Annotated in this window: 30 protein-coding genes; 18 read left to right on the forward strand and 12 right to left on the reverse strand. The window is 42.2% G+C overall.

Annotated features, from left to right (window positions below):
- Positions 1-16 precede the first annotated feature (16 nt).
- The 9 genes from M3152_RS14765 (at position 17) to M3152_RS14805 (ending at position 5083) form a co-directional block, all read left to right on the forward strand.
- Positions 17-478, forward strand: coding sequence for a DUF6843 domain-containing protein (locus M3152_RS14765; protein WP_251696214.1), 462 nt, complete (start codon positions 17-19; stop codon positions 476-478).
- 134 nt (positions 479-612) lie between these two features.
- Positions 613-822, forward strand: coding sequence for a DUF6366 family protein (locus M3152_RS14770; RefSeq protein ID WP_251696216.1), 210 nt, complete (start codon positions 613-615; stop codon positions 820-822).
- Positions 823-884: 62 nt separating this feature from the next.
- On the forward strand, positions 885-1166 hold the full coding sequence (locus M3152_RS14775) for a hypothetical protein (protein ID WP_251696218.1): 282 nt from the start codon (positions 885-887) through the stop codon (positions 1164-1166).
- A gap of 251 nt (positions 1167-1417) precedes the next feature.
- Entirely contained in the window at positions 1418-2395 is a 978-nt protein-coding gene (locus M3152_RS14780; RefSeq protein ID WP_251696220.1) for a DUF2268 domain-containing putative Zn-dependent protease, read from the forward strand.
- Positions 2396-2500: 105 nt separating this feature from the next.
- Complete coding sequence (locus M3152_RS14785; protein WP_251696222.1) at positions 2501-2701, forward strand: hypothetical protein; 201 nt, start codon at positions 2501-2503, stop codon at positions 2699-2701.
- A gap of 184 nt (positions 2702-2885) precedes the next feature.
- A complete protein-coding gene (locus tag M3152_RS14790) occupies positions 2886-3485 on the forward strand; it encodes a hypothetical protein (protein WP_251696224.1) in 600 nt (199 codons plus the stop codon).
- Positions 3486-3750: 265 nt separating this feature from the next.
- On the forward strand, positions 3751-3966 hold the full coding sequence (locus M3152_RS14795; protein WP_251696226.1) for a hypothetical protein: 216 nt from the start codon (positions 3751-3753) through the stop codon (positions 3964-3966).
- 87 nt (positions 3967-4053) lie between these two features.
- Complete coding sequence (locus tag M3152_RS14800) at positions 4054-4602, forward strand: GNAT family N-acetyltransferase (RefSeq protein WP_251696227.1); 549 nt, start codon at positions 4054-4056, stop codon at positions 4600-4602.
- 232 nt (positions 4603-4834) lie between these two features.
- Entirely contained in the window at positions 4835-5083 is a 249-nt protein-coding gene (locus M3152_RS14805; RefSeq protein ID WP_251696229.1) for a hypothetical protein, read from the forward strand.
- 472 nt (positions 5084-5555) lie between these two features.
- Here M3152_RS14805 and M3152_RS14810 read toward each other — a convergent pair whose 3' ends face one another.
- From M3152_RS14810 to M3152_RS14830, 5 genes are all read right to left on the reverse strand, one after another.
- Complete coding sequence (locus tag M3152_RS14810; RefSeq protein WP_251696231.1) at positions 5556-6062, reverse strand: DUF4825 domain-containing protein; 507 nt, start codon at positions 6060-6062, stop codon at positions 5556-5558.
- Between the two features lie 363 nt (positions 6063-6425).
- Positions 6426-6830, reverse strand: coding sequence for a hypothetical protein (locus M3152_RS14815; RefSeq protein WP_251696233.1), 405 nt, complete (start codon positions 6828-6830; stop codon positions 6426-6428).
- A gap of 65 nt (positions 6831-6895) precedes the next feature.
- A complete protein-coding gene (locus M3152_RS14820) occupies positions 6896-8095 on the reverse strand; it encodes an iron-containing alcohol dehydrogenase (RefSeq protein WP_251696235.1) in 1200 nt (399 codons plus the stop codon).
- Positions 8096-8546: 451 nt separating this feature from the next.
- The gene (locus M3152_RS14825; protein ID WP_251696237.1) at positions 8547-9110 is read right to left on the reverse strand and encodes a hypothetical protein; all 564 of its coding nucleotides are present in this window, start codon (positions 9108-9110) and stop codon (positions 8547-8549) included.
- A gap of 389 nt (positions 9111-9499) precedes the next feature.
- Positions 9500-9829 carry a hypothetical protein gene (locus M3152_RS14830; protein WP_251696239.1) on the reverse strand — a complete coding sequence of 110 codons (330 nt, stop codon included), beginning with the start codon at positions 9827-9829 and terminating at the stop codon, positions 9500-9502.
- Between the two features lie 839 nt (positions 9830-10668).
- Here M3152_RS14830 and M3152_RS14835 point away from each other — a divergent pair.
- From M3152_RS14835 to M3152_RS14845, 3 genes are all read left to right on the forward strand, one after another.
- Positions 10669-11184 (forward strand): hypothetical protein, encoded by a 516-nt coding sequence (locus M3152_RS14835; RefSeq protein ID WP_251696240.1) that lies wholly within the window; start codon positions 10669-10671, stop codon positions 11182-11184.
- A 47-nt stretch (positions 11185-11231) separates the two neighbouring features.
- Positions 11232-11681: a DUF4362 domain-containing protein gene (locus M3152_RS14840; protein WP_251696242.1), complete on the forward strand. Its 450-nt coding sequence runs from the start codon at positions 11232-11234 to the stop codon at positions 11679-11681.
- A gap of 63 nt (positions 11682-11744) precedes the next feature.
- Positions 11745-12044: a hypothetical protein gene (locus M3152_RS14845; RefSeq protein WP_251696244.1), complete on the forward strand. Its 300-nt coding sequence runs from the start codon at positions 11745-11747 to the stop codon at positions 12042-12044.
- A gap of 70 nt (positions 12045-12114) precedes the next feature.
- On the opposite strand, the gene M3152_RS14850 is transcribed toward M3152_RS14845, so the two are convergent.
- Positions 12115-12669: a hypothetical protein gene (locus M3152_RS14850; RefSeq protein ID WP_251696246.1), complete on the reverse strand. Its 555-nt coding sequence runs from the start codon at positions 12667-12669 to the stop codon at positions 12115-12117.
- A 109-nt stretch (positions 12670-12778) separates the two neighbouring features.
- On the opposite strand from M3152_RS14850, the gene M3152_RS14855 reads away from it, so the two are divergent.
- Together M3152_RS14855 and M3152_RS14860 are read left to right on the forward strand one after the other, a co-directional pair.
- On the forward strand, positions 12779-13282 hold the full coding sequence (locus M3152_RS14855; RefSeq protein WP_251696248.1) for a GNAT family N-acetyltransferase: 504 nt from the start codon (positions 12779-12781) through the stop codon (positions 13280-13282).
- Positions 13283-13299: 17 nt separating this feature from the next.
- Entirely contained in the window at positions 13300-13980 is a 681-nt protein-coding gene (locus M3152_RS14860) for a DNA alkylation repair protein (RefSeq protein WP_251696250.1), read from the forward strand.
- Positions 13981-14035: 55 nt separating this feature from the next.
- Here the strand turns inward: M3152_RS14860 and opuFB are convergent, their stop codons facing one another.
- Both opuFB and M3152_RS14870 read right to left on the reverse strand, forming a co-directional pair.
- Positions 14036-15553 carry an osmoprotectant update ABC transporter permease/substrate-binding subunit OpuFB gene (opuFB, locus tag M3152_RS14865; RefSeq protein ID WP_251696251.1) on the reverse strand — a complete coding sequence of 506 codons (1518 nt, stop codon included), beginning with the start codon at positions 15551-15553 and terminating at the stop codon, positions 14036-14038.
- Complete coding sequence (locus M3152_RS14870) at positions 15546-16496, reverse strand: ABC transporter ATP-binding protein (RefSeq protein WP_251696252.1); 951 nt, start codon at positions 16494-16496, stop codon at positions 15546-15548. The genes opuFB and M3152_RS14870 overlap by 8 nt, the downstream gene beginning before the upstream one ends.
- 238 nt (positions 16497-16734) lie before the next feature.
- Between M3152_RS14870 and aspA the strand changes: the two genes are divergently transcribed.
- Positions 16735-18150 carry an aspartate ammonia-lyase gene (gene aspA, locus M3152_RS14875; protein WP_251696254.1) on the forward strand — a complete coding sequence of 472 codons (1416 nt, stop codon included), beginning with the start codon at positions 16735-16737 and terminating at the stop codon, positions 18148-18150.
- Between the two features lie 71 nt (positions 18151-18221).
- Here aspA and M3152_RS14880 read toward each other — a convergent pair whose 3' ends face one another.
- The 4 genes from M3152_RS14880 to M3152_RS14895 form a co-directional block, all read right to left on the reverse strand.
- Positions 18222-19769 (reverse strand): solute symporter family protein, encoded by a 1548-nt coding sequence (locus M3152_RS14880; protein WP_251696256.1) that lies wholly within the window; start codon positions 19767-19769, stop codon positions 18222-18224.
- A 15-nt stretch (positions 19770-19784) separates the two neighbouring features.
- Positions 19785-20147 (reverse strand): DUF485 domain-containing protein, encoded by a 363-nt coding sequence (locus tag M3152_RS14885; protein ID WP_251696258.1) that lies wholly within the window; start codon positions 20145-20147, stop codon positions 19785-19787.
- A 254-nt stretch (positions 20148-20401) separates the two neighbouring features.
- Positions 20402-20776: a DUF2500 domain-containing protein gene (locus M3152_RS14890; protein WP_251696260.1), complete on the reverse strand. Its 375-nt coding sequence runs from the start codon at positions 20774-20776 to the stop codon at positions 20402-20404.
- A 168-nt stretch (positions 20777-20944) separates the two neighbouring features.
- Positions 20945-21325 (reverse strand): VOC family protein, encoded by a 381-nt coding sequence (locus M3152_RS14895; RefSeq protein WP_251696261.1) that lies wholly within the window; start codon positions 21323-21325, stop codon positions 20945-20947.
- Between the two features lie 179 nt (positions 21326-21504).
- Between M3152_RS14895 and M3152_RS14900 the strand changes: the two genes are divergently transcribed.
- From M3152_RS14900 to M3152_RS14910, 3 genes are all read left to right on the forward strand, one after another.
- Complete coding sequence (locus M3152_RS14900; RefSeq protein WP_435371948.1) at positions 21505-23046, forward strand: DEAD/DEAH box helicase; 1542 nt, start codon at positions 21505-21507, stop codon at positions 23044-23046.
- Between the two features lie 17 nt (positions 23047-23063).
- Positions 23064-23855, forward strand: a complete 792-nt coding sequence (locus M3152_RS14905; protein WP_251696265.1) for a YqhG family protein — start codon at positions 23064-23066, stop codon at positions 23853-23855.
- Between the two features lie 224 nt (positions 23856-24079).
- Complete coding sequence (locus M3152_RS14910; protein WP_251696267.1) at positions 24080-25330, forward strand: amidohydrolase family protein; 1251 nt, start codon at positions 24080-24082, stop codon at positions 25328-25330.
- The last annotated feature ends 120 nt before the right edge of the window (positions 25331-25450 follow it).

Genomic DNA, 25450 nt, shown 5'->3' on the forward strand with positions numbered 1-25450 from the left:
TGGAAGCGATTGTTGAATGGATCGTTTTTACGTGATTGTGCTGTTAATTAGTGATTGGAGTAATGATATGGGTAAGAAAATATGGATATCGAGTAGTCTAGTTTTGACGGTAGCTTTTGTATGGTGGATAAGCAAACCAACCAATGACACTACTATTGTTTATCATTTGCCTGAAGGCTTCAAAGGGTGTGTTAACATATATTTCAATCAGCCTAACGAGAAAGAACTGGAAATTGTAGATGATACGCTGCTATTTGTAGTGCCTAAACAGGGAGATATTCTAACTTCATCAACATATAAGTTTATTACAGATTTAGGGTGGCACAAAGAAAAAGCTTTTTATGTAGACAAAGATGGAAAGCCGGTAAATGAAATTAACACTACAGAATTTCCTATCGGTGGCTACATTTCCAATGGTAATCCATTATCCGAAAGGATAATTAGAACATTTGATCCGAGTCAAGAACAATGTTATTGACTTAGGTTTCTTATCAACTAACGGTGCACTACTTTAATAGCAATACTCCATAATCGGGAGCGTTTGCGGGATTAGAAAATATACCTGATAAAAAAAGGGACCGGAATGCGGAAAAACTTCTTAAGGGTGAGAAAATGAGCAGAGATAACGAAACTCCCGAAGATAGAAGAGAGAGACTAAGACAAAAGGAATTAAAACATCTTTCAAGCAGTATTCACGGAAGTAACCTTTCTGATTTGGTCGGTGGTTTAGGTTGGAAGGGTACAGGGATAATAATTCTGTTATTACTGGTAGCTATTGTAATATATTCTGTATTACTCAATAATGGCCGCAGTTGTTGCTAAGAGTGGGCAATATTATTAGTTTTTATTAAGGCTCTGTTTGATAGATGAATCGAGGTTGATTTATGAAGATATATAAGAAATTTAGTTTTTGGCTTACAATCATTGCTATCGGTATATGCCTTTTCAACTTATTGGGTTTTGATGACAAATCCATATTGTTATTCCTTGCAAGTCCACCTTTTTGGATAATGGGAACGCATTGGTTTGTTGAAAACTTTACACACCCTGCCAATATTTCAATAGTAATGAAGTACGTTTTAACTATATTGTTTTGGTTTTTAGTTGGTATTTCAATGGATAAATTTATCTCTCAACTGTCGAAAAAAGACGATAACAATGAGTAAAACATTAGTTGTATACTTTATATGTGTAATTTCCATATTATAAGTTAAATAATCAACAATATCCTTTAACAGATCGTTTAATAGAAGAGAGAGGGAGGAAATATATTGGGCATTGGGTTAATCCTATTAGGGATTTTCATATTGGTTTTAAGTTTAATGACCCCTATAAATATTTGGACAGCATCATTAGTTTCCATGGTTCTTATTGTTTTTGGGGTTATTTTAAATAAGAAAAGGAAGAGTAGAGAGAGATGAAACTTTTAAGTGTAAATAAAGTTTTACTTTCAATTTGTATGCTCCTCATTTTTACGTTATCTGCCTGTAAGAAAATTGAGCAGCCACACGAAGATATTAACTTGGAAAATGACCAACAAGATATTTCCTATTCTTTTAACAACCCCAATACGGGGCAAGAGTTTACTATTATTCATGCTCATTTGTTATATGAAAATTACTTTGAAGCTGTAAAAGATCATCCGGATGAATCTCTCTATAAATTATATCAACAAGAAGTTGTACAACCTGTGTATGAAGCATGCTTTGAGGACTCGCAATATGCAGATTCCGCCACTGTACTTAATTGGGTTCCAAGAGAAAGTGATTTTGATAATTTTAGGAATCAAATTGAATCAATCAATAAAGATTATTTGAATGAATTATTTGAAGAATCACTCGTTAAATCCTCAGACATACTTTCATCAGATAAAAAAACAACAGTATGTGTATTTCCTAAAAGTGAAAGGATTCCTTCTGATATGTTAACACTTTTATCAGGGAAAATTATCGTCTTTCACAGCAGGCCTGATCAAAGATATCGAACAAGTATGTCTCATGAATATCATCATAGCGTTTGGATGGGAAAACATTATACTGAAAATTATGCCCTGACAGGATTAGATCATTTAATAGTGGAAGGACAGGCCGTGATGTTTGAATCCATAGTGTATCCGAATTTAAACCATAGTCATTATGTGGTTGACGAAAGATATAACAAAGAATATTGGAGCAAGATCGAACCATATCTTGAGAATGTTATTACTCGTGACATTCATGATGAAATGATTATAGGTGGCTCTAATGGTCTTCCTAATTCATATGGTTATAGTGAAGGATACAAAATGATGAGATCATACTTGAATCTGCATCCTGATATGACAGTAGAAGAATGGACTTCCAAAAGTCCGAAGGAAATATTTGAAGAAGGAAACTATGCAGCTAACTATCAGTAGGTTTTTCCGTTTCCCTTGGGATATCATGTAGTGCTCAACTTAAGATAATGGCCAGTTGAGACGAAATCAGTATGTGTTGTATAGAGAATGAAGGGGTGTAATAAAATGAAGAAACAATCACATTCAGAATGGCGATTAACTCAAATCGTTCTGACAGCACTTCTTGGGACTTTTATTGCAATCTTTGTCGTTAGCGGTGAACTGAACCTAACATTTGCGATAGGATATCTGTCTGTTTTTGCATTAGTGGTAGCTTGTAATGCGATTTACGTGTTCTATAAAAGAAAGAAAACGCTAAAATCCTAAACAGGTTCAGTTGATTGGGAGAAAACAAAAAAATACTGCATTTGGGGACACATCGAATTTGACGTAGTATCCATTGACCATAAATCTACATTTGATAAAAGACTACTCGGAAAAGAACCCCATCACCTTGAAATTACAAGTCAAGCTTACCTACATATCTTGTCTTGAAAGAGGAGTAGACCCGATGACGTTAAAAGAGGAAATTAACAGACCAGTGAAAGCGGATAATCTTATTGTCTTTACATTTTTTCTGCATCTTTTGTTTGTGTTAGTGGCCAGCTCTGTACCGGAAGGACAGTTCTTTTTTTGGCTGCCCATCAACTTATCATTGGAGGCTTTCATTATGTTCCGTCTCCTCCTATTGTGGAGACGTTATAGTAAAAGCGAACCGAGGCGGTACAATTCCCTCCAGTTGTATTGGATACTTACCGGACTATCTATTTTTGCAATGATGCCTTTTGTTAGGGCGGTATATGGTTCGGTAGCTTTTTGGCCTTTCCTGGTCGTTACAGTGTTTTTATTCATAGTGAGTCATTTATGGAAAGAGCGGATTGCTTCAGTTTTTGTGAATCCCGGCAAAACGAAGCAACTCGTAAAGTGGCCGAAAGCCCTCGCCATCATGATTATCGTAGGGATTGTCATTATGTCTGCGCTGCGCTTCACACCGGCACATCCAAACTTGGGACTTAGTGTCTTCGTATATATAATAGGTGGTTTTATGGTTTTTCTTGCAACTCCTTTTTCAATTTCCAAAGAACGAATCGAAGAGCTGATAGACGAATAAGAAATGGTACTAAATGGGGGATTGGATAATGGGGGCTTATCAAGAAATCGATTCTTTACTAAAAACGATAAGAGCAAAGAAGCCCTAGTCAAGCGGGTGCTGATAATATTGAGGTGCAAAATTAACAATGTCTTTACTAACGAGTGCTTCACTTGAAGATCGTTGATCTGCTGGGACTCATACATATAGAACTAACGGTGCAGGTTAGTTCAATAATGCATCAATAAGTACTGTTGAAAATATTTCGTTATTTGGAGGTGTTATTATGGTTTTCGAAACACTAACAGGACAACTTTCGGTTGTAATTACCCTTGCTTTTGGTACGTTGTTAATTGTTCTATATCCCTTAATAAAGAAGGAAAATAAATACTTTGCATTGTTTAGTCTTGTGATGGGAGTTATAGTTTTCTTGCTTTTATTATGGTTCACATTCGGCAATGAGGTAATTAGAGAACAGATACTAAAATATGGACTTCAATAAAAATATTCTTCACTAACGGGTGCTTTACTTGAAGTAGGATAGTTTAAGTATGGTGTTGAAGTGAATGGGAGAGAGGAAGAGTTTTGAGTGCTTAAAGTGGAGATAAGAAGGCCAAAAATTGAGGACATTAAAGAGTTAAATTCATTTTTTAAAATAGTGATTACTGATACTTTTAATAAAGAAGGTTTAGGCAAGAAGTTGAAGGATATTAATGATGAAGTCAAAGTTAAGGAAAAATATTTACAAAGTGATTTTGAAAGCAATGGAGAGAAACGATATTTCCTGATTGCTTTAGATGGTGATAAAATTATTGGTTCAATTGAATATGGTCCAGCAAGTGATCTCATATGTGATTGTACAAACAACGCTTTTAAAGAGCTAAATGAGGTAGGTACATTATTTGTTCAGCCGGACTACCAGAGAATGGGGATAGGTAATTTGCTATTGAATAAGATGTATTTTACTTTACAGAGTAAAGGCATAGAAGAATTTTGTTTAGATAGTGGATATATTAATGCACAAAAAATCTGGAAAAAGAAATTTGGGGACCCTAATTATTTGTTAAAGGATTATTGGGACAAAGGGTACGATCATATGATTTGGAGAATCAAGATTAGCAATTTGCTATTAGGTTGAGAAGTAAGAAAATTAAGTGTTTCTTCAAAAAGGTGCATTACTTCAACAACTGGGAATGCACTTTTTTCTTATTCAACTGACTTTTGAGTTTGTGAAGGAATGTACTTAAAGTAACGGGTGCTTTACTTGAAGATCGTGGCTGCTAAGACAACGGCTCTTTTTTCTTCAACTAACAAGGCAGGTTAGCTGAAGAACAAACTCTAACTGTTTCAAAAAAAAAGGGGGGTATTCATTGCATCCAGCTGAACTAATTGAATTGATCATAGTCGGTGGGATTTTACTTGTTATTCTATTAGTTTCTCTTATTTTGAAAGGAAAATGGAGAAAAGTTATTCAGGGATTGGCTATATTATTTTTGGTGTCTTTTGGTATTTTTTATTTTGTACGTCCAGATTGGATTGATATACAAATTGAAAAAAAAAGTAGGTTATATTCAGATGCATTTGGAAGAACAGTACCCTGGGGAAACGTGGGAATATAGGATAGTGCCTCATCGTGAGGACGGCTATAAACACCTGAATCCATATTATATAGGCGTAATATTTGATACCGAACCACTAGTGGAATATAAATATTTCGCCCGTAATAAAAGTGATATTACCCAACGAGGGTGGGTTACACCTGATTTACACGACCTAAAACATTTAGAAGGTTTAGGAGAGTAATTACTGTTTATTATGAAGTTTCATCTTCTCTAATTGATTTGAATATTAATCTTCATTATGATCTTTAAATTACGGGTGCTTTAGCTCAATAAGGAAAGTAAAATATTTCGCAAATAAACGCTCAGATTTGAGCGTTTTTACTTGTTTTTTATATATCTATTTCACTGTTGAAATAAATGCTGATTAGCCTGTTAGTTACGTTGTTAATTGGACTTTTCTCCCCATCAACCGAACCCGTTACTAATTTAGGTGGTCTTCTTTATGATCAAACTTGTGAAATCGCGCCTGTTAATTAAATAACTCGTCTACTTTATTTTCATCATCCGAATGTTTTTGTATTAACGTTTTTACTTCATCCTCACTTTGCAATCCTGTAAAATCTTCTCCATACCAAGTTTTTAGTTTATCTTTGGTAATTGTGTATTCTTCGTTCTCAAAATTAAACCTGACCCAATCTGCATTCTGAAGTAAGGTGAATAAAAATGTAGCATTATAAACAACAATATCTTTATAATCCTGTTCCGATTCTTCAAGGCTGTAATTCAAAATGATGCCATATGGCTCCTCATCTGTTTTCAGTTCAAATCTTGTAAACTGTTCTGCATTCTTTAATCGACTTACGATATTCCCTACTGCACTGTTATCCCCAACATAAGCATCCTTATAGTTGAATAAATCCCCGACATAACCGAACTTAATGTCAAGAGGTTCTCCGTCCCTGCTTTTTGAATCACACCCACTTACTATCAGAGCAATCAACAGTAAAAAAGATGAAAGTGTACGTATTTTTTTCATAAGCATTCTCTCAAGAATGAATTACCTATTCAACTAAAGGATGCATTTGTTGAATAAGCCGTCTTCTTATAACTCTATTTTAGCACAATATCCCTTGCGCTCTTCAATAATTTCAATTACTTTAGAATTCTATTCAAGGAGCCATTCCACCTACCAATTAACAAGTATAGTAGCTGTGTAAGTAGCAGAGGGACATAAATTTAGGTACTGTTGTTGCTTGGCTTAACAATTGTGGTGAGATTTACTTGAACATTGATACATCAACAGAAAAGGAGACACAATTCATATGCGAATTGCGTCCCCGAATGCTATATTTTCTCTCCATCAATTGGAGCCGTCGCTTCTTGACTACCTTTCTTTTATTCACCAACCCAGCGCCATCCGCAGCGTGCAGCAGCTGCTTTGGGCGTCGCTGTTCGAGAAGTCGATCTGGATGCCGGAGGGTGTGTAGGACAGATTGTATTTAATGGTTACACCTGTCGAGCGGACGAGCCGCTCAACTTCTTGTTGGTCCGAACGCTGTGCGGCGTCCATGAGCCTGCGGGCGAAATCATCTGAAGCTGTCAGCGTACCGATGAAAAGATTCGCTTCATTCATCACTTGCTTGAATCGTTTAGCCGACTCGTTTAATTTCCGCGTATTTACCGGAGGAAAGGGGCTTCTTCCGCCTTGCGGTGTCGGAGTGGGCATAGCCATATATCCTGGGTGGACCGGCATGAAAGCTTGTTGCCGGGAATTGAAGCCATAAGGAAAAGAGGAATAATACATAGGCAACCTCCGCATTTCTTCGATGCCTCAGTATATGCCCATTGCGGGGGACTCGTGTTTCTAACTCACGCCCCGATCGTCCGGAGCAGCTTATCCATATCCTCTTTCAATAAAATTTTCGGCACCGGGTAAAGCGGATTCGCTTCTTGTATCGCGCGCTCCGCCATGAGCGGGATGTCGCTGTCGATAATGCAGTCCACATTCACCGAGATGTCCATCTCTTCATTCAAATCCTTAATTGCTTGAATGAATTTCATCGCCTTCTCCCTGGTGGATTCGGAAGCTGCGCAAACACCGGCTGCATCAGCCAACTCTGCCAAAGGCTCGTGCACAGATTCCCCGTAATAGTCAAGGACATGAGGAAGGATGACGGCATTGGCGAGTCCATGCGGCACGTTGTAAAATCCGCTCAGCGTATGGGCGATAGCATGGACATTGCCGACATAGGCACGAGTGAACGCCATTCCTGCGAGATAGGCGGCTTTTTGCATATTTGTGCGTGCGGCTATATTATCCCCATTGGAATAAGCTTCGTATAGATTTTCGAAAATGAGCTTCACGGCATCGACGCTCCATTGTCTCGTCTGCTTCGTATTGCTTTTGCCGATGTACGCTTCGACCGCGTGCGTCAGTGCGTCCATTCCGGTCGTTGACGTGATATGCCTCGGAAGTTTCACGGTGAGCAGCGGATCCAACACTGCGAAATGCGGAATGAGGGCGGTGTCCATGAGCGCATATTTCTCATGCGTTTCACTGTTGGAAACGACGCAGGCGAGTGTCGCTTCACTGCCGGTTCCAGCCGTCGTAGGCACTACGAATAGTGGCGGCATTTTTTTATTCACCTTCAAAATGCCTTTCATTTGGGGAATGGTTTTGCTTGGCCTGGCCAAGCGTGCACCGACCCCTTTCGCACAATCAATCGACGATCCGCCGCCGAATGCGACAAGACCTTGGCAATCGTTCGCTTTATATAGTTGCAGCGCCTCCTCGATATTATCGATCGTCGGATTCGGGACCGTTTTGTCGTACATGGCAAACGTGATTCCTTCACGTCGCATTCCATCAAGGAAACCATCCATTAATCCGGTTGCGGCAATCCCTGTATCACTCACAATCAAAACCGTTTCAATGCCTTCTCGTTTAATCAACCTCGGAAGCTCTGCTAAACTATTTTCCCCTTCTAGTAGCTGGGGTTCCCGCCATGGTAGAAAAAGAGTAGACACTTTCATCACACCCTGAAAGCTGCGACAATACAATTTGTACATGCAAATTCACCATCCCTCAAGTAGATGTAACATTCTAACTATTGTACCTTGAAATGACAGTAAATTGCTAGAAATTTATTGCAAACTAGCGCCTGAAAAAGATATCGGTCATTTCCAGAGAGTTATCGATCAGTTGCCTAAGATTATCGATCATTTGCACGATGTTATCAATCATTTCCCGGAACTTATCGTTCATTTTGAATATTGCGAATGAATTGAGCCGCTTGTGCGGAGTTTCGAGCCACCGATTGCGGAGAATAGAGCCACCTTTTGCGAGACAAAGAGCCATTATATATAAAATAACCTCTTGTATACTAAAGTTGCATGCAAATTAGCATGACCCTACTATACAGGAGGTTATTTTTATGGTTAGTTATCGGAGGAGGATTTTGGAAATACTGTACCCCTTTATGGAAAAGAGAATATCCCTGAGAGTTCTTTACTATGGTATCTATATTTTAGTGTGGTCTTTACATCTTTTAAACCTAAGAGTTAAAAGTGTTCCAATAACTACTGCTGCAATAAAAATACCATATATATTCCCATTGAAAAACAAGGTGTTCGTGTACTGATTAATGATACTTCCTCTATATCCTTCTTCGAATGGATTATACGGGTGATTTGATAAAGCGTTTAATTTACTTGAAACATATGTTATTTGCAATATAGTCCCCATTACAAGTAAAACAATCCCAAACATGATATGTTTTATCAATTCAGATAGTGGTTGCCGTTTAAAGCCTTGATAAATACCTTTACTTAATATAAATAATTGGATAAGAAAAATTGGAATTAGGAAGTATAGAACAATGAAACCTATATTCCCATTACCAGAAACCGCTTTATTTGGTCGTGGCTTGAAAGTAACTATATCTACAAGGAAGAATAATAATGTACTTGTAATAAGAATAATAATAAAAGTTGTAAATAAGGATTTTTTAGAGTTTGGTTTAATAAACTTATTCCCTATAAAAAAAGCATAAATTGAAATGATTAATAAAAATATAGAGTTCATGCTCGAATCCTCCTTTGCTTTACTTATTAGGTTATAAAAATATTATATAACTACTTAGCCTATCTAAAAATCTGTAGACAAGGAGAGGGGAGAATTGTGCATGTTACCTCTCTGTGAATGGGTCATTAATTATGGACGTAAAGACCAGCTCGTAATCTGTTGGACCGTCTAAGGAATCATCGTGATGTCGTGTGGGCGTTTTTAGTCCATCCAGCAATTCCAATCGACAACAATCAATAGGAACAGAGATCCCCTCTATTAATGTCCAACAAAAATCCACGCCATTCAAGAACTAATAGAAACGGGTACGATTAGTTAAACCTACAAGCGATAGAAAATAGAAACCCCTCCTAAATTATGAAGAGGGGCTGAGTATTTACAAACTTCCTTTAATTTATATAATTTACTAATCCCATTGCCATATCCTTGCTGTTATCGTCCCAGTTTAACCAAATGGTACCTGATCCCGCATCTGGATCCTTAATTGCAAACTTTGCCACACTTCTATCATCATATCCAATACCAGCAACAAAATGATAAGGCACATAAGTACCTTCTCTAATAAAAAAATCAAATCGTAAGCCAGCCGGCTTATCGGACATAATCATGTCTTTGTAATGCTCAAAGTAACCATTGGCTCTATATGACCATACATCCCATTTGGTGGCTGTATAGTTTTCCCTTACATGCGTGCGTAATCCTGAGACATATTGGCCCATAGAAGTTCCTGCTATAGTTAGTACCTAGATCACTATACATATGATTGATAAATGACCCTACGGAACTATAGTAAACTGATTTCATCAGACGCTTGAACACTTTTAATTGGTATGCCCCCCAAAATAATTAATAAGGCTGTGATTAAAAATAACAATTAATGCTTTTTCAACTAAACCACTCCCTTTATTTTGATACTTATATAATTCTTCATTATTATCAATAATCCTCCTTTTTAGAATAAATTTTATATTCAATACTTTCTCGTCAAAGGCACCATTTATTTACTCTTATAACGGGTGTTATGTATACTAATATTGAATATGGAATTCATATTCAATATTATTTTCCGACAAGTTCATAAAAAAAATAATACAAGACTGAACGTTTTTGATAATCGTTAGCGTATAATATCCGCGTTTTGTCGGCTGGCCCACCCAGAAGAAGTGATGAAAAAGGTAGAAGCTAGACTATTACCTCCTTGTCTATCAATTGTGGATGAGGTAATCGATCCGGATGAACTCGTTCGTTGGGCCATTGATATAATTGACAAGCAGTTAGAAAATAAGAGATTTTAGAACTAAACAGTTGGAGAGGTGAGATTCCAACGGCTGTTTAGTTTGATTATTAGCCAAGTGGCTCTCTTCTCCGCAAATGGTGGCTCAAAACTCCGCACAGCTGGCTCATTCCGTCCGCAATATTCGCATTTCCCAGAATATATTGTCATTTCGTGATCTTTGACCTACCGAGTTGTATGGAAAACACTTAAAATGAAGCAAGGGAATTCCAGCATTTTGGCGTAGTAAGAGTGTTAGGATAAGATTTGAGAGAGGGGACCGCCATGCAAAAGAAAATACGAGTTTTGCTGCTTATCAGTGGGCTTGTTTTGTTCAAAATCTGGGTTTGGGATGAATACATAGTAAACTCGACTGCCGATGCAGCGTTGGATGGGAAAGAGGGAAAAGCAGGTGTCAGTTATGGTATCAGCAATAATAAAGAGTTAGCCATTCGGCCTTATGAAGAAGGGTTCAAAGTATACGCGGTATCGAAGGGGTTTTGGGGCTGGTCAATCACGGATGAAATGTTTGTCGGCGATCATGAAATAGTAGAACAGGAGTTGCAATTTAAAGGAAGAGAAAAACTATATGTAAGTTTGATAGTGGATAAAAAGCAATCCTTTGATAAAATTATCGGCTACTCCGCGAACATAGGAACGATTAATTTCAATAGAACTGTCGGCGAAAATTCAATTCTTTACTATTATTACAGTGATCAGCCATTAGGCAAAGTCACTTATGAAGGTACTCGCTTAAATGGTAAAACAGAGAAATTATCACGGGATAAGGAACCCGGTTGACGCATATAGTGTAGGCGAAGCACGAAGTACGTCATTGGAGGGATCATATGCCGAAAAAGTTGTATTTCCTTTTGCTGCTTGGATTATGCCTAATAGCCGGTTGTTCGTACGATAGTGAAAAAGCCGTCAAAAATGGGGATGTCATCAATATGAACGGACCCATTTTCAATTTTGACCGATTCCAACATTTCTTAGAAAGTGTCGAAGCGGATGAAGCAGCCTCCGTCCGAATTACCAACTACACCCTTGAAGGAAACCCGACATTGTACAATTTATCTTTCGATGGAACTGAATTCGATTTGAAAATCGACCGGTCGAAAAATAAGGAGCGAGGGGACAATCCTCGGAAAATGAGCATGTCCTGCACGGAACTGGTGGAAGATGAAGGACAGCAATTGTTCATTTATACGTTGGAGGGGTGCCAGCAAGGGACCTCTGCCGATAGTTTTCTGCTATTAAATATCTTGAAAGAGCAAATCGAAGACCACGAGCATTAATGGAACCTTACGTGTCGAAAGAAGGTCATTACAAAGGAGGGAAACTACAAAGGGGGAGTAGTGGTGGTCGGTTTACTGAATGTCGGCAGCCTGGTGCTTGGTCTCATTGCTTGGTTATTGCCGGTTGTGAGTCTCATGCGAACTACTAAACATCGGGCCGCTTTATCCATTATGAGTTTGAGTGCGTGTGCAATTTCACTCATTCTCCAGATCTATTACAACTATCATCTCGTACAGATTGAAGATTGGGCTGCGCTTATGGATACGATCCGGGGAGTGGTGGTCGCCGCGACAGTTCTACTAATTGGTACGCTTTTGTTAAATACAATATCGCTGCTTGTCTATCGGAGGAATATATATTGAAGCAGGATCGCGTTTCCCAATAATGGCTTAGGCACCCGAACAAATTGAGATTGTAAGGGTGCCTAATCTATTATTTCTGCTCACCATACAATAAGTTCTTTAACTCATCATGATTCCTTATATGGTACGTGATCTTCGCGACTTTCCCATCGCGGACAATCGCTATGCCTGACATCTCGATTTCCTTTTTATCTTCATCTTTCATTTCATAATCCAACGTAACTGTGAAGTTATAATTCGTCGGTGTCACTTCATTTTGCTCCACCTCGATATTTTTCACTTCAAGTTGATAGCCATGTTGGTCGGCTCTCCGGTGGAACATGAAGGCTTGATTCGTCATAACGAATTGTTCGAAACCACTTTCCGTAAAATAAGGTTTGTAGGTTTCCTTTTGGTACTTATAATATTCCTCTAAAAATCCTTCGCCTGCCTCTTCGGCTTCTTTTGATTTGTATGGTTCTTCTTGTAATCGGATTGCTTCTTCATCGGGTGCATTCAAATCAATTTCCAAAACAGTCTTAATGACTTCGATGTTTTCATCCTGCGGTTCAGGCTTTGAGCACCCAGCAACAAGCAGACTGCCGAGAATGAAAACGATCGCGATGCCTGGTTTCCATCGATGCATCCTCTCACTCCTTTCAACAACATTCACACTTTTTATACGCATTACGTAGACGAATGGTTTCAATTATGACAGAATATTAAGATGAAGAAAAATGTTTGGGGGGCTTTACATGCGGCTTGAGAGACCGTCCTTGAAGTGGAAAACAGAACATATTACATATATGAATGAGTGGGATGATGACCGAATGACACCTAGCAGTTTTCATTTGCAAGCGGACATTCCTTATGAAGTGTATTTGGAAGAAATGGCGGCAAAGGAAGCAGGGCTAGACAACCGGATGCTGAATACGAATTATTTTCTCATCGATGACAACGAACGGATCGTAGGAATGGTTAATATCCGGCATGGCTTGAATGACTCTTTACGCCAAATCGGCGGACACATCGGCTACGGAATCCGCCCTGCAGAACGGCGGAAGGGGTATGCGACCTATTTGCTTTCCGAAGCATTGAAGAAAACGGATCTGCTGGGCATTCGGTCTGTGCTGGTCACATGCAATGCAGACAATGTCGGTTCAGCCGCTGTCATTATCAAAAATGGCGGTGTAGAGGACGAGAGCTTCACGGAACCGCATGGCAATGTCGTTCGTAGGTTTTGGATTGAACGAGGATAAGAGTGGAGTTGACATCAGTGAAAAAACAATGGAGTCATAAAGGAATTATCAAGAAGTTCGAAATGTGCCGGAACGTTGAGCAGGCGGAGCCGATGAAAGCATATATGAAACATCATTTTCCTTTCCTAGGGATTAAAAGTCCGTTGCGAAAAGAGCTGTTACGTGAGCAATTCCGGGAATATGCGTTGCCCGAAGTTGACGAGCTCTTTGACGAGGCTTGGAAGCTATATGAATTACCTGAGCGGGAATATCAGTATGCTGCGATTGCTTTGCTCGATAAAATGAAGAAGCACTTTACGACTGACGATTTTCCGAAGCTATTGAAATTCATTGAATCAAAATCGTGGTGGGATAGTGTGGACTCAATCGCACCGAGTCTTGTCGGGCATGTCGTCAAATTGGACCGTGCATACGGGAAATCAGTGATGCTTGACTGGTCGCGATCAGATAATATGTGGACAAACCGCTCCGCAATTCTGCATCAATTAAAGTTCAAAAAGGACACGGATACCGAGCTGTTAGTTGAAATCATTCTTCAGCATGTGGAATCAAATGAGTTCTTCATTCAGAAAGCAATTGGGTGGGTATTGAGGGAGTACGCGAAAACCGATCCGGTCATTGTAAAGCAGTTTGTCGAAGAACATACGCTGAAACCGTTAAGCAGGCGGGAAGCGTTGAAGCATATTGGCGATAGGTGATGAAGATATAGATTAGCGGGGGTAAAAATTTGCCCCCGCTGTTTTATGTCTTCCTTTATTCCAATAAACCCGCATCCCGTAAAAATGCGCGTGCAACGTCCTCCGGTTTTTCACCTTCCGCGTTTACTTTGTAGTTCATGTCCCTCATCTCGTCGTCGGTCACTTTGCCCGCGAGCCGGTTGAGCACCTCCTCAAGTTCCGGATACGTCTCGAGGGTTTCTTTCCGCAGGAGAGGGGCCCCTTGATATGGCGGGAACAGCTCCTTGTCATCTTGTAAGACGGTGAGTTCATATTGTTGCAGTTCACTGTCCGTCGAATAGGCATCCATGAGGTTGATATCCCCTGATTCGATTGCCTGGTAGCGCAGTTTCGGCTCCATCGTCTGGACGGAAGGGAAGTCGATTCCGTACAGGCTTCGGATGCCTCGGTAGCCGTCTTCGCGGTCGTTGAATTCAAGGGTGAATCCGGCTTTTACGGCATTTTGAATCGCAGCGAGGTCGGAGATTGTTTGTACGTCGTACTGCTCTGCGAACGTTTTGGATACCGCAAGCGTGTAGGTATTGTTATATTCCATCGGCGGCAGGAGGACGAGGTCGAATTGTTCGTCTAGTCCTTTCCGTGCCTGCGCGTATACTTCGTTCCGGTCATTGCTGACGGCCGCCTCTTTCAAGAATTCCGACAGTGCCGTCCCTGTGAATTCAGGATAGATGTCGATGCTCCCTGATTGCAAGGCGTTGAAGACGAATGATGTTTTGCCAAGTCCCGGTTTCAGTTCGACGGACAGGTCCGTCTCTTCTTCGATCAGGAGCTTGTACATGTTAATTAATAGTTCAGGTTCCGCCCCTAATTTGGCACCGATGACAAGCTGCTTGTCGTTCTTAGTAGGCAAGAGGGGCAGGACGATCATGAGTGTGGTAGCGACCAAAAATGCCATCAGTGCAATGGAAGCCCGTCGGAACGATAGCCCCTCGAATTTTCTCAGCAACAAGTCGAATGACAGGGCGAGAAGTGCTGCAGGGATTGCGCCGAGAACGATTAGGGAAGGGCTGTTCCGGTCGATGCCGAGAAGGATGAGATCGCCGAGACCGCCAGCGCCAATCAAGGCAGCAAGAGTGGCGGTTCCTACGATCAGCACCATCGATGTCCGGATGCCCGCCATAATGACAGGCATGGCTAGAGGCAGTTCGACTTTCGTTAGACGCTTCCGTCGGTTCATCCCCATCGCTGTCGCCGCATCGATCAAGGAAGGGTCGATTCCCTTGATGCCTGTATACGTGTTGCGCAAGATCGGCAGCAATGCATATGCAACGAGTGCGATGATGGCAGGGATCTTGCCGATGCCGAACAATGGGATCAGCAGCCCGAGCAATGCGAGCGACGGAATGGTCTGCAGCACGGCGCTTGTCCCGATGACTGTTTCTGCAATCCGCTGCCGGGTTGTCAAATAGACGCCGACCGGGATAGCTATGAGAATAGCAAAGAAGAGTGCGATGAGCGAGATTTGGATATGCTCCAACAACGCCAAAGCCAATTCGCCTTTCCGATCTTGAAAAACGTTTACGAAGTCACCCATGCGCTACATGTCCTCCTTCCTGCCCGTGTGCCAAATAGGCGATGACCGTTTGTCTTGAAATGGTGCCGATCAGTTCGTCTTCTTGCTTGATGACGGCCCGATCTGATTGAGCTAATGCATGCAGCACTTCATCCCACCCGGCATTGAAAGACAATAGAGGCAATCGGTCCGTATCTGACGTCATCGGCTCCAGATGCTCGGCTATAACGAACGGTTTCAGGCTGTCGCTTTGGATGAATTTGCGGACGAATGGTGTGGCAGGGGTTAACGTAATTTCCTCCGGAGTGCCAAGCTGTTCAATTTTGCCATTCTTCATGATGCAAATACGGTCTGCAAGCTTCAAAGCTTCTTGAATATCGTGTGTGACGAAAACGATCGTTTTCTGAATGGACCGTTGCAACTGCACCAAATCATCCTGCAACTTTCCCCTGCTGATCGGATCAAGTGCGCTGAACGGTTCATCCATTAAGATGATGTCAGGGTCTGCGGCAAGGGCCCGGACGACGCCGACCCGCTGCTGTTGGCCGCCGGATAGTTCATGAGGCTTCCGGTGCCGGTATGTAGTTGGATCGAGTCCTACCATTTCGAGAAGTTCCGTCACGCGGGCTTGGATCCGGTTTTTATTCCAATTCTTAAGTTCAGGAACGATTGCGATGTTTTCCTCGATCGTCATATGCGGGAACAATGCGATTTGCTGCAACACATATCCGATCTGCCACCGCAATTCATGGATTGCGTATTCACTGACCTTCCTGCCGGCGATCCATATCGTCCCGTCCGTCAGTGGAATGAGGCGATTGATCATTTTCAACGTAGTCGTCTTACCGCATCCGCTCGGCCCGATCAGTACGAGAAATTCCCCTTTGGCAATCTCTAAATTGATTGAATCAACGACAAGTGTTTGATTGTCATATGATTTTGTTACACCGTCAAAACGTATCATCGAATCACACTCCTTCATTCTCAATATCGTGACACAAATCGGCCCACAAAGAAAATATTTGGCAATCTTACCAGTTGAAAGTACCGTGATAAAACGATGAGGATTGATGAGAAATAACGATAGCATTCCTATAATAAAAAGCGTACGATGGACATAATGCCAAGCAAAGTATTTCTGCTTCGGGATTATTCAGCGTACGCCTTATTGGCGATATACATAATGAGAGGAAAAGGGACAAATGAATTTATTATCCGGAAGAATCGAAAAGGATTTTTTAGGGGAAAAAGAAGTTCCCGAACATGCGTATTACGGGATTCAAACGATACGAGCGACTGAAAACTTTCCAATTACGAAAGAGCATATGCACCCCGAATTGATTCGCGCAATTGGGATTGTGAAAAAAGCGGCAGCCATTTCGAATGTGCTCGTCAATGACTTGCCCAAGGATGTAGGGCTTGCCATCGTTGAAGCTGCGGACGAAGTGATTGAGGGGACGTTGATGGATCAGTTCATCGTCGATCCGATTCAAGGGGGGGCAGGCACATCATTCAACATGAATGCGAATGAAGTGATCGCGAACCGTGCGCTTGAAATCATGGGACGTGAAAAAGGGGATTACGGCTTCATCAGTCCGAACAACCACGTTAACATGTCCCAGTCGACAAATGATGCATTCCCGACGGCGATTAAGATTGCGACACAGCAAATGGTCAATCAGCTGGTGGAAACGCTTGAGCGATTTGTGGACGAGCTGAAGACGAAGGAGCAGGAATTCGATGGAGTCATCAAGATGGGAAGAACTCATCTGCAGGATGCTGTTCCCATCCGCTTGGGCCAGGAATTCAGTGCATACCGAAGTGTCATCGAACGCGATATTGAACGGATTGGCAGGACGAGAGTGCATCTGTCTGAAATCAATATGGGCGCGACGGCAATCGGCACTGGACTGAATGCAAATGCGCAATACATCGAAACTGCAGTGGAACAGCTCCGCACAATCAGCGGCTTGTCATTGAAGTCTGCTAGTAACCTGATCGATTCTACGCAGAACACGGATGTGTATACAGAACTGTCTTCAGCATTGAAGATTTGTATGATCAATCTTTCGAAAATGGCTAATGATCTACGGCTCATGGCGTCAGGTCCAAAAGCCGGCCTGAATGAAATCAATCTCCCGGCAAGGCAGCCAGGTTCATCGATCATGCCAGGGAAAGTGAATCCGGTCATGGCGGAAGTGATGAACCAGATCGCCTTCCAAGTCATCGGCAACGATCATACGATCAGCCTCGCTTCCGAAGCGGGCCAATTTGAATTGAATGTCATGGAGCCAGTACTAGTCTATAATTTATTGCAATCATTGACGGTCATGAACAACGGTATCGAAGTGTTCCGCAAGTACTGCATCAGCGGAATCACAGCGAACGTCGCTCAAATGCAGGACTATGTAGAAAAAAGCCTCGGCACGATCACGGCGCTCACGCCATATATCGGTTATGAAATGTCATCAAAAATTGCACGTGAATCGTTCGAAACAGGCGTCCCGCTCAAAGAGCTTTGCCTGCGTTACAATGTTCTCACACTTGACGAGTTGAATCGCTTACTCGACCCTTACCAAATGACAGAGATGAAAAGGGAAGGCGTAGCGCATTCTTGAAAACTACAACAAAGCCCCCGGAAACGATTTCTCGGTTCCGAGGGCTTTTCCTATTTTATTACATTCAGACCTTATCCTTCCGCACCGCGATAGCCAGTTTCCGCTTTGAAACGGACTTCCGCATAAGCGACTTCCGCAGCTTCGTGGCGTTTCGCTCCGATATATGTGCCGACGACGGCAGCAATGAATCCGGCCGGGATGGAGATGATTGCCGGATTGACGAACGGGAAGAGCGGTTCGCCTACGAAGAATGCAGCGCCTTCAACCGGATTGATGATATTCGGGCTGACCGCGACAAGGACGAGGGCAGTAATAAGCCCTGTCAGCATGGAAGCAACTGCACCTGTCGTATTGAATTTTCGCCAGTAAATCGTGAACAGGATTGTCGGAACGTTCGCTGACGCGGCGATACAGAATGCGAGCGAGACGAGGAACGCGACATTGAGCTTCTCCGATCCGAGTGCAAGCAAGATGGAAACGAAAGAGACACCGATTGCTGCCATCCGGGCTGCAAACACTTGCTGTTTTTCCGTCACTTTGCCTTTTTTAATGATTTCCGCGTAAATGTCATGTGCGATTGCCGATGCGCCGGAGAGCACGAGCCCTGCAACGACTGCTAGAATCGTAGCGAATGCAACGGCTGCGACGAACGATTCAAGCGGATCCCCACCGAGTACCCCTGCTAGCATTGGAGCGGCCATATTGCCCGCCGAGTTTTCTGCGATGATTGCGTCCCTGCCGACGAATTTTGCGGCACCGAACCCAAGGAAAATCGTCATAACGTAGAAAATCCCGATAATCCACACTGCGTAAACGACCGAAGAACGCGCTGTTTTCGCGTCTTTAACCGTAAAGAAGCGCATAAGGATGTGCGGCAATCCCGCAGTTCCGAGAACGAGTGCGAGAAGTACTGAAATGAGCCCGATCGGATCTTTATAGACAACACCGGAATGGAGATACGACTCTCCATGTACCGTCGCCGTCCGCATGACATCGAACATGCCAACGAAATTAAAATTGAATTTCATAAGAACGAGGAACGAAATGACGATTGTCCCGACCATGAGCAAAATCGCCTTGATGATCTGCACCCAGCTCGTAGCAGTCATTCCACCGAATAAAACATAGACCAACATCATCACACCGACAATAAGAACTGAAATCCAGTATTCGATGCCGAAGAGCAACTTGATGAGCGCACCTGCGCCGACCAGCTGTGCTAGCATATAGAAAAGGACGATCGTAATCGTATTAAGTGCAGCAGCCCCACGGACTTTCTTTGCTCCGAAACGTGAACCGATCATATCGGCCATCGTGTACTTCCCAAGATTCCGAAGCGGTTCCGCGATTAAAAACAAAACGACGAGATAAGCTGTCAACCAGCCGACGCTGTAATAGAAGCCGTCAAAGCCGTTCAGTGAAATGGCTCCGGCAATCCCTAGGAATGAGGCAGCTGATAAATAGTCCCCCGCAATGGCCATTCCGTTCTGCCATCCTGTCAACGAACCGCCGGCCGTATAAAACTCACTCGCCGTGCGAGTCTGTTTAGCAGCCCAATAGGTGATGTAAAGCGTCAAAGCGATAACTGCAAAAAAGATTGAATAGGACCAAAAACTCATAATTCATTCCCCCCCTTATTTCCGAACGTGTTTTCCGAGCAATTGCTCGACGTCTTTATCGAATGATCTAGCCTTTTTTACATAAATTTGTGTAAGCACCCACACCATGACAAACATTCCAAAAGCATAGACCCATGTCCACGTCATCCAGCCGATTGCCCGCGCTTCAAGGATTGACGTATACCCCGTCAAAATCGGAAGCATTAAATAGATTGCAAAAAAAGCGATGACATATGGCCTGAAAAAGTGCTTCTTCTTTTTCACAAGCTGCTTGAACTCATCCGTTTCGATGAGCCGCTCATAGTCGAGCTGACCGTCTGTTATCAGTTTCCCCTTCCGATTATCGGGCGTGTCCGCTTTCTTCATCTTCACTGTCATTCCTTCATCCCCTTTGCCACAAAATGTACGCCATGCTGAAGCTTACATGAGCTGATCCCCATATCAACCCTGACTAGTTTAGAAGACTTCCAACATGCCATATTGTACAACGTAACAAAGTAACAGAAAATAATCAATATTATATTTATAAAACTGTTGGAAAAATCGAATAATGAGTAGAAGGTAACAAATTAGAGTGCAAGCGGAATAAAAAAACCATCCTAGAGTTCGAAACTCGAAAGGATGGATCTTTTTCAGTCGGCCGTGCCTTTTCGTTCAAATCCCAAGTACCGCGTGCCTTGAAAGGTGAGGATGCCGAGGTCGCCTTCAGCTAACATGCCGTACTCTTTCCCGGGCATTTGCAGTTCCATCCGGTCTCCGCTTTCCACTTGGAACGTGACGTAGTAACTCGTGTGTGCAGAGGAATCGCCGCTGCCGCCACTTGTATTTGTACGCTTCGTTTTCACCTGCGCCGGGACAGTCAAGCGCGGTGAATTGTTATTTGAGGACCATTGGCTAATGCCTTTTACAATTACAAAAATGAATATACCTATGACGAGAGCGAAAACGATGAAGCCGAAAATCGGCATAGCACTAAACATAAAATCGTCGACCGGAGAAAAGCCCATTCCGACACCACCTTCCTTATCGATTGTTTCATTCTATTAAAAAAAGCCATGGAATTTCACAATTAATTATGCGCTAGTTTACTATACGGAAAAGAGGACAAATGGTTTCAAGGGTTAAAAGAAAAAAATCCCCTTCTTAGCCGCCAAAGGCATTGGAAGGGGGATATCTCAAGGACGATTCACATGTTGGTCAACAAGAATTAAATTGCCATCGGGATCTTCAAGTGTGAAATGCGCAACACCGTCACTTTCTTCATCCGCCTCGGTCAGCAGTTGAACCCCTTTCTCTTTCAGTTCCTTTTGAAGGTCTCTGACATCCGTAAATGAATCGAGGTTTTCGGCGTGTTGATTCCAACCAGGATTAAATGTAAGAATGTTTTTTTCGAACATTCCTTGGAAGAGACCGATAATCTTCTCTTCATTTTTCATGATGAGCCAGTTCTGATTTATGTCCCCTCCGAACGAATGGAATCCAAGGTTTTCGTAAAATGCCTTCGATGCGTGGATGTCTTTCACGTTCAAACTTACAGAGAATGCTCCTAGTTTCAAGTTTACTTCCCCCTCAGTCGTTTTAAAAATTCAGACGTTTCCTGTTGAGTATAAAGGAGTATTTTGCAATAAACAATAATTCGTTGGGAATTTGATTGCCAAAAAAGCAGTGTTGGCTCCGTCATACACATAGGAAATCCGTTTTTGGACAATCTAACAAGAAAATATCGGATGAGGGGATGTTTATGCAAATAGAATGGTCGTCCGATTGGAAAGAGGGCTTTGTTGAACGGTTGGAGAATCGCAGAGCTTGGGATAATTGGACGTTGTATAAGATGTGCTATGACGTTGAAAAAGCGAAATTGATTACAGACTTCGACGGCCTTCAATGCCCAAAATATTTACCTGAACTGAAGCCTTTTCCTCATCAGTTGGAGGCGGCGGAGACGGTCATCGAGCGGATGAACGGGAAAGCGATTCTTGCGGACGAAGTAGGTCTCGGGAAGACGATTCAAGCCGGGTTGATTCTGAAAGAATATCTCATTCGTGGCCTTGTCAAAAAAGCGCTGATCCTCGTTCCTGCATCACTGGTGAATCAATGGATCGAGGAACTGAATCAAAAATTTCATATACCAGTGATTCAGTATAAAAAAGCCTATGATTTAAACTACTGCAATATCGTCATTGCCAGCATCGATATGGCGAAAAGGAGTCCTCATAAGGAAAACCTTTATGACCAGGATTTTGATTTAATTATCATCGACGAGGCACATAAATTAAAGAACCCGAAAACGAAAAACTATGAGTTCGTGCAAAACCTGAAGAAAAAGTTCTGCCTGCTGTTAACAGCTACACCGATTCAAAATGATGTGTTTGAGCTGTTCAATTTGATTTCTTTATTAAAACCAGGGCATCTCGGCAATTTCGAGACATTCCAATCTGTTTTTTCAGCGAGCAAGCATAATGTGGAAGAGGATGAGTTCCTGAAGGAATTGATCAACCAAGTGATGGTGAGAAATTCAAGGCATGATACGGGCATCGAATGGACGAGCCGTCGTGTACAGATCATTCCGCTGGAGTTCAGCGATGAGGAAAAAGAAGTGTACGACATGATTTCAGAGCTGAAAAACGTGTCCTCTGTCTTTTCGAGCGCATTCTCGATGATCACATTGCAAAAGGAGATTTGCAGCAGTAAAGAAGCGGCCTACTTGACGTTGAATGAAATGTGCCAAAAGTGTACGCAGCCGGATGAAGTTGCTTATACAGAGGAATTGCTTCGGAAGTTAGTTGCACTTCAAGTCAACACGAAAGCGGAAAAGGCGTATGAAATCATTACGCAAGCGAACGAAGAAAAGATCATTATTTTCACGGAGTACCGGGCGAGCCAAACTTTTTTAATGAATTATTTATATGAAAAGGGCATTGTCAGCGTCCCGTTTAATGGGCAATTCAGCAAGAGTAAACGTGAGTGGATGAAGCAATTGTTCAAGGAAAAGGCGCAAGTATTAATTGCCACGGAATCTGGAAGTGAAGGGATCAACCTTCAATTTTGCCATCATGTGATCAATTATGATTTGCCGTGGAACCCGATGAAATTGGAGCAGCGGATTGGCCGTGTACATCGGTTAGGGCAAGAGCATGATGTTAATATATACAATTTGGCTATCAAACATACAATTGAGGACCATATATTGGAGCTGCTGAATGTGAAAATCGGCGTCTTTGAAAAAGTCGTCGGTGAGTTGGATGATATTTTAACCGCATATAAAATGTCTATTTAGATGCAAGGAGGTTGCACATGTACCCGCAGCAAATTCATCAATACGTACGACGGTTCTTCATTGAGAACAATTGCCCCATCTTGCGTGAGAATGAGCATTTCGTAAACGTTCAATTAACGATTGAGATGGATAAAAAAATAATGAATCGACCGTTTTATTGGAAGTATGTAGAGAGCACGGGAGCCGAGCCGAACCCTGCCCAACTGACATTGATCACCGATAAAAACAGGCTGACTGAGAGCGTTGCTGGGGAGGTCGTCCATTACGGATCCCCCCGCCTCAGTCAATTGTTCCGAGTGACGAATGAGCTTGGTTCATTCGTGCAGATGTATGAGAAACCGCCTGCGGCTCAAGTTCCTGCGCAGATCATCTTGACGCCTTGGCTAGGGGTAAATTATAAAATAACGTATTCCAGCCACCGGACACAGGAAACCCTTTATTCACTGGGCATTAACTTGATGACCGGGATGATTATCAACGGTTTTCAGGAATCAATCAGCGGTCTGGATCTGGAGAGTGCGATATCCGCAAACACATTCCACTTGCCGTATACGATTAAACCCCTCCGCGCCTTGGAACGATTGGACGCGGTAATTGAAAATCAAATAAAGCAAGACGATCATACATGGGCGGAAGAGGCGCAAGTACGGCAACAACGGGACATTCGCGTGTTGGATTATTTCTACGAAGGAATTGAAGATAAGCCCGAAACATACGAGAGCGAGAAAAAAGCGATCGAAGAGCAATATAAAACCAAAATCCGAGTCGAAATCATCAACGGTGGACTGTTTTACCTAAGGTCGATTTGAAGAATTGGGCCGGTATAAACGAGCGGTGCCTGTGCAGCACACAATTCAGATTATGAACTACAATTGTATAATTGAATTGGATGATTGTTGATTATATGCTGTTTGCATGAAGTACGAGTGCATAAATCTATCAGCAGTACGAATTGTCATAAATGTGTGTTACACAGGCACCGACACAATTTTTTTGATAAGCTAGAGGGAGTATTGTAAAGGAGTGGTGATAGATGAAAAAGTTTATTAACGCGACTATATATGGTGATCCGGAATCTCATGAAATTTTAATAGAAGATAAAAAATTCAAAGCGATAGGCAATGATTTAGGAAATGCTGATGAAGTGATTGACTTAGAGGGCCGTTTAGTTCTGCCGCCTTATGTGGATCCTCATTTGCACTTGGATTACATCTTTTCAGGACTGGGCGAAGGGAATGCAAATGTGTCTGGGACGTTGTTCGAAGGCATCCAGCGTTGGAGTGATAATAAGAAATCCCTGACGGAAGAGCTCGTGCGTGAGCGTGCGATAAAAGGAATTCAAAAAGAAGTGAGCAAAGGGGTTCAGTTTATTCGTACGCATGTCGATATTACGGACCCTAACTTGACAGGCATGAAAGCTTTACTTAAACTTCGCGAGGAATTAAAAGATATCGTGACTTTACAACTTGTCGCATTTCCTCAAGAAGGATTCTTCCGCTATAAAGGTGCGGAGCAGTTGATGGAAGAGGCGCTTAAAATGGGGGCTGACGTCGCAGGAGGGATCCCTCATTTTGAAATCTCTTATGAGCATGGCGTGGAATCATTGAAGCGTATTGTCGATATGGCAATAAAATACGACGTGATGATTGATATTCACTGTGATGAAAACGACGATCCGAATAGCCGGTTTTTAGAAGTGTTGAATGCGCTTGTGATGGAAAAAGATTATGGTGAATACACTACAGCAAGTCATACAACGAGCTTCGGTTCTGTAGAAAACAGTTATGCCAATAAGATGTTAGGTTTATTTAGAGAATCAAAAATCAACTTTATTTCTTGTCCGACTGAGAATGCTCACTTACAAGGACGCGGCGACAGCTATCCGAAACGCCGCGGCTTAACTCGAGTCAAAGAGTTATTGGCGAATGGAAATAACGTGGCGTTTGCTCAAGACTCCATCGCGGATTACTGGTATCCGTTAGGGAATGGAAATATGATGAACATTCTCGACAACGGCATCCATTTAGCGCACTACACGCATATTGATGAAATCAATAAAGCGCTCGATTTGATTACATATAACGGTGCTAACGTTATGAGAGTGAACGATGAGTATGGAATCGAAGTAGGAAAACCAGCTAACTTTATCGTGTTGGATGCACAAGATGCTTATGAAGCAATTCGCGAACGTGCAGAAGTACTTATCTCCATCCGGAATGGGGATTATCTGTTTAAACGTGAGCCGCGGAAAAATGAAATCGAAATTGATTTCCTGAAACAATAAAGCGTTTACTCCCCTCTGCGCAGTATTGGCGAGGGGATTTTCTTGATTGACTGACGGCGCGCGTACAAAGGACTTTCATGCGATATGTCGAATAAGTAGATGAGATAGTCATAGTCAAAT

It is taken from the genome of Sporosarcina luteola, from assembly GCF_023715245.1.
Taxonomy (GTDB): Bacteria; Bacillota; Bacilli; order Bacillales_A; family Planococcaceae; genus Sporosarcina; species Sporosarcina luteola_C.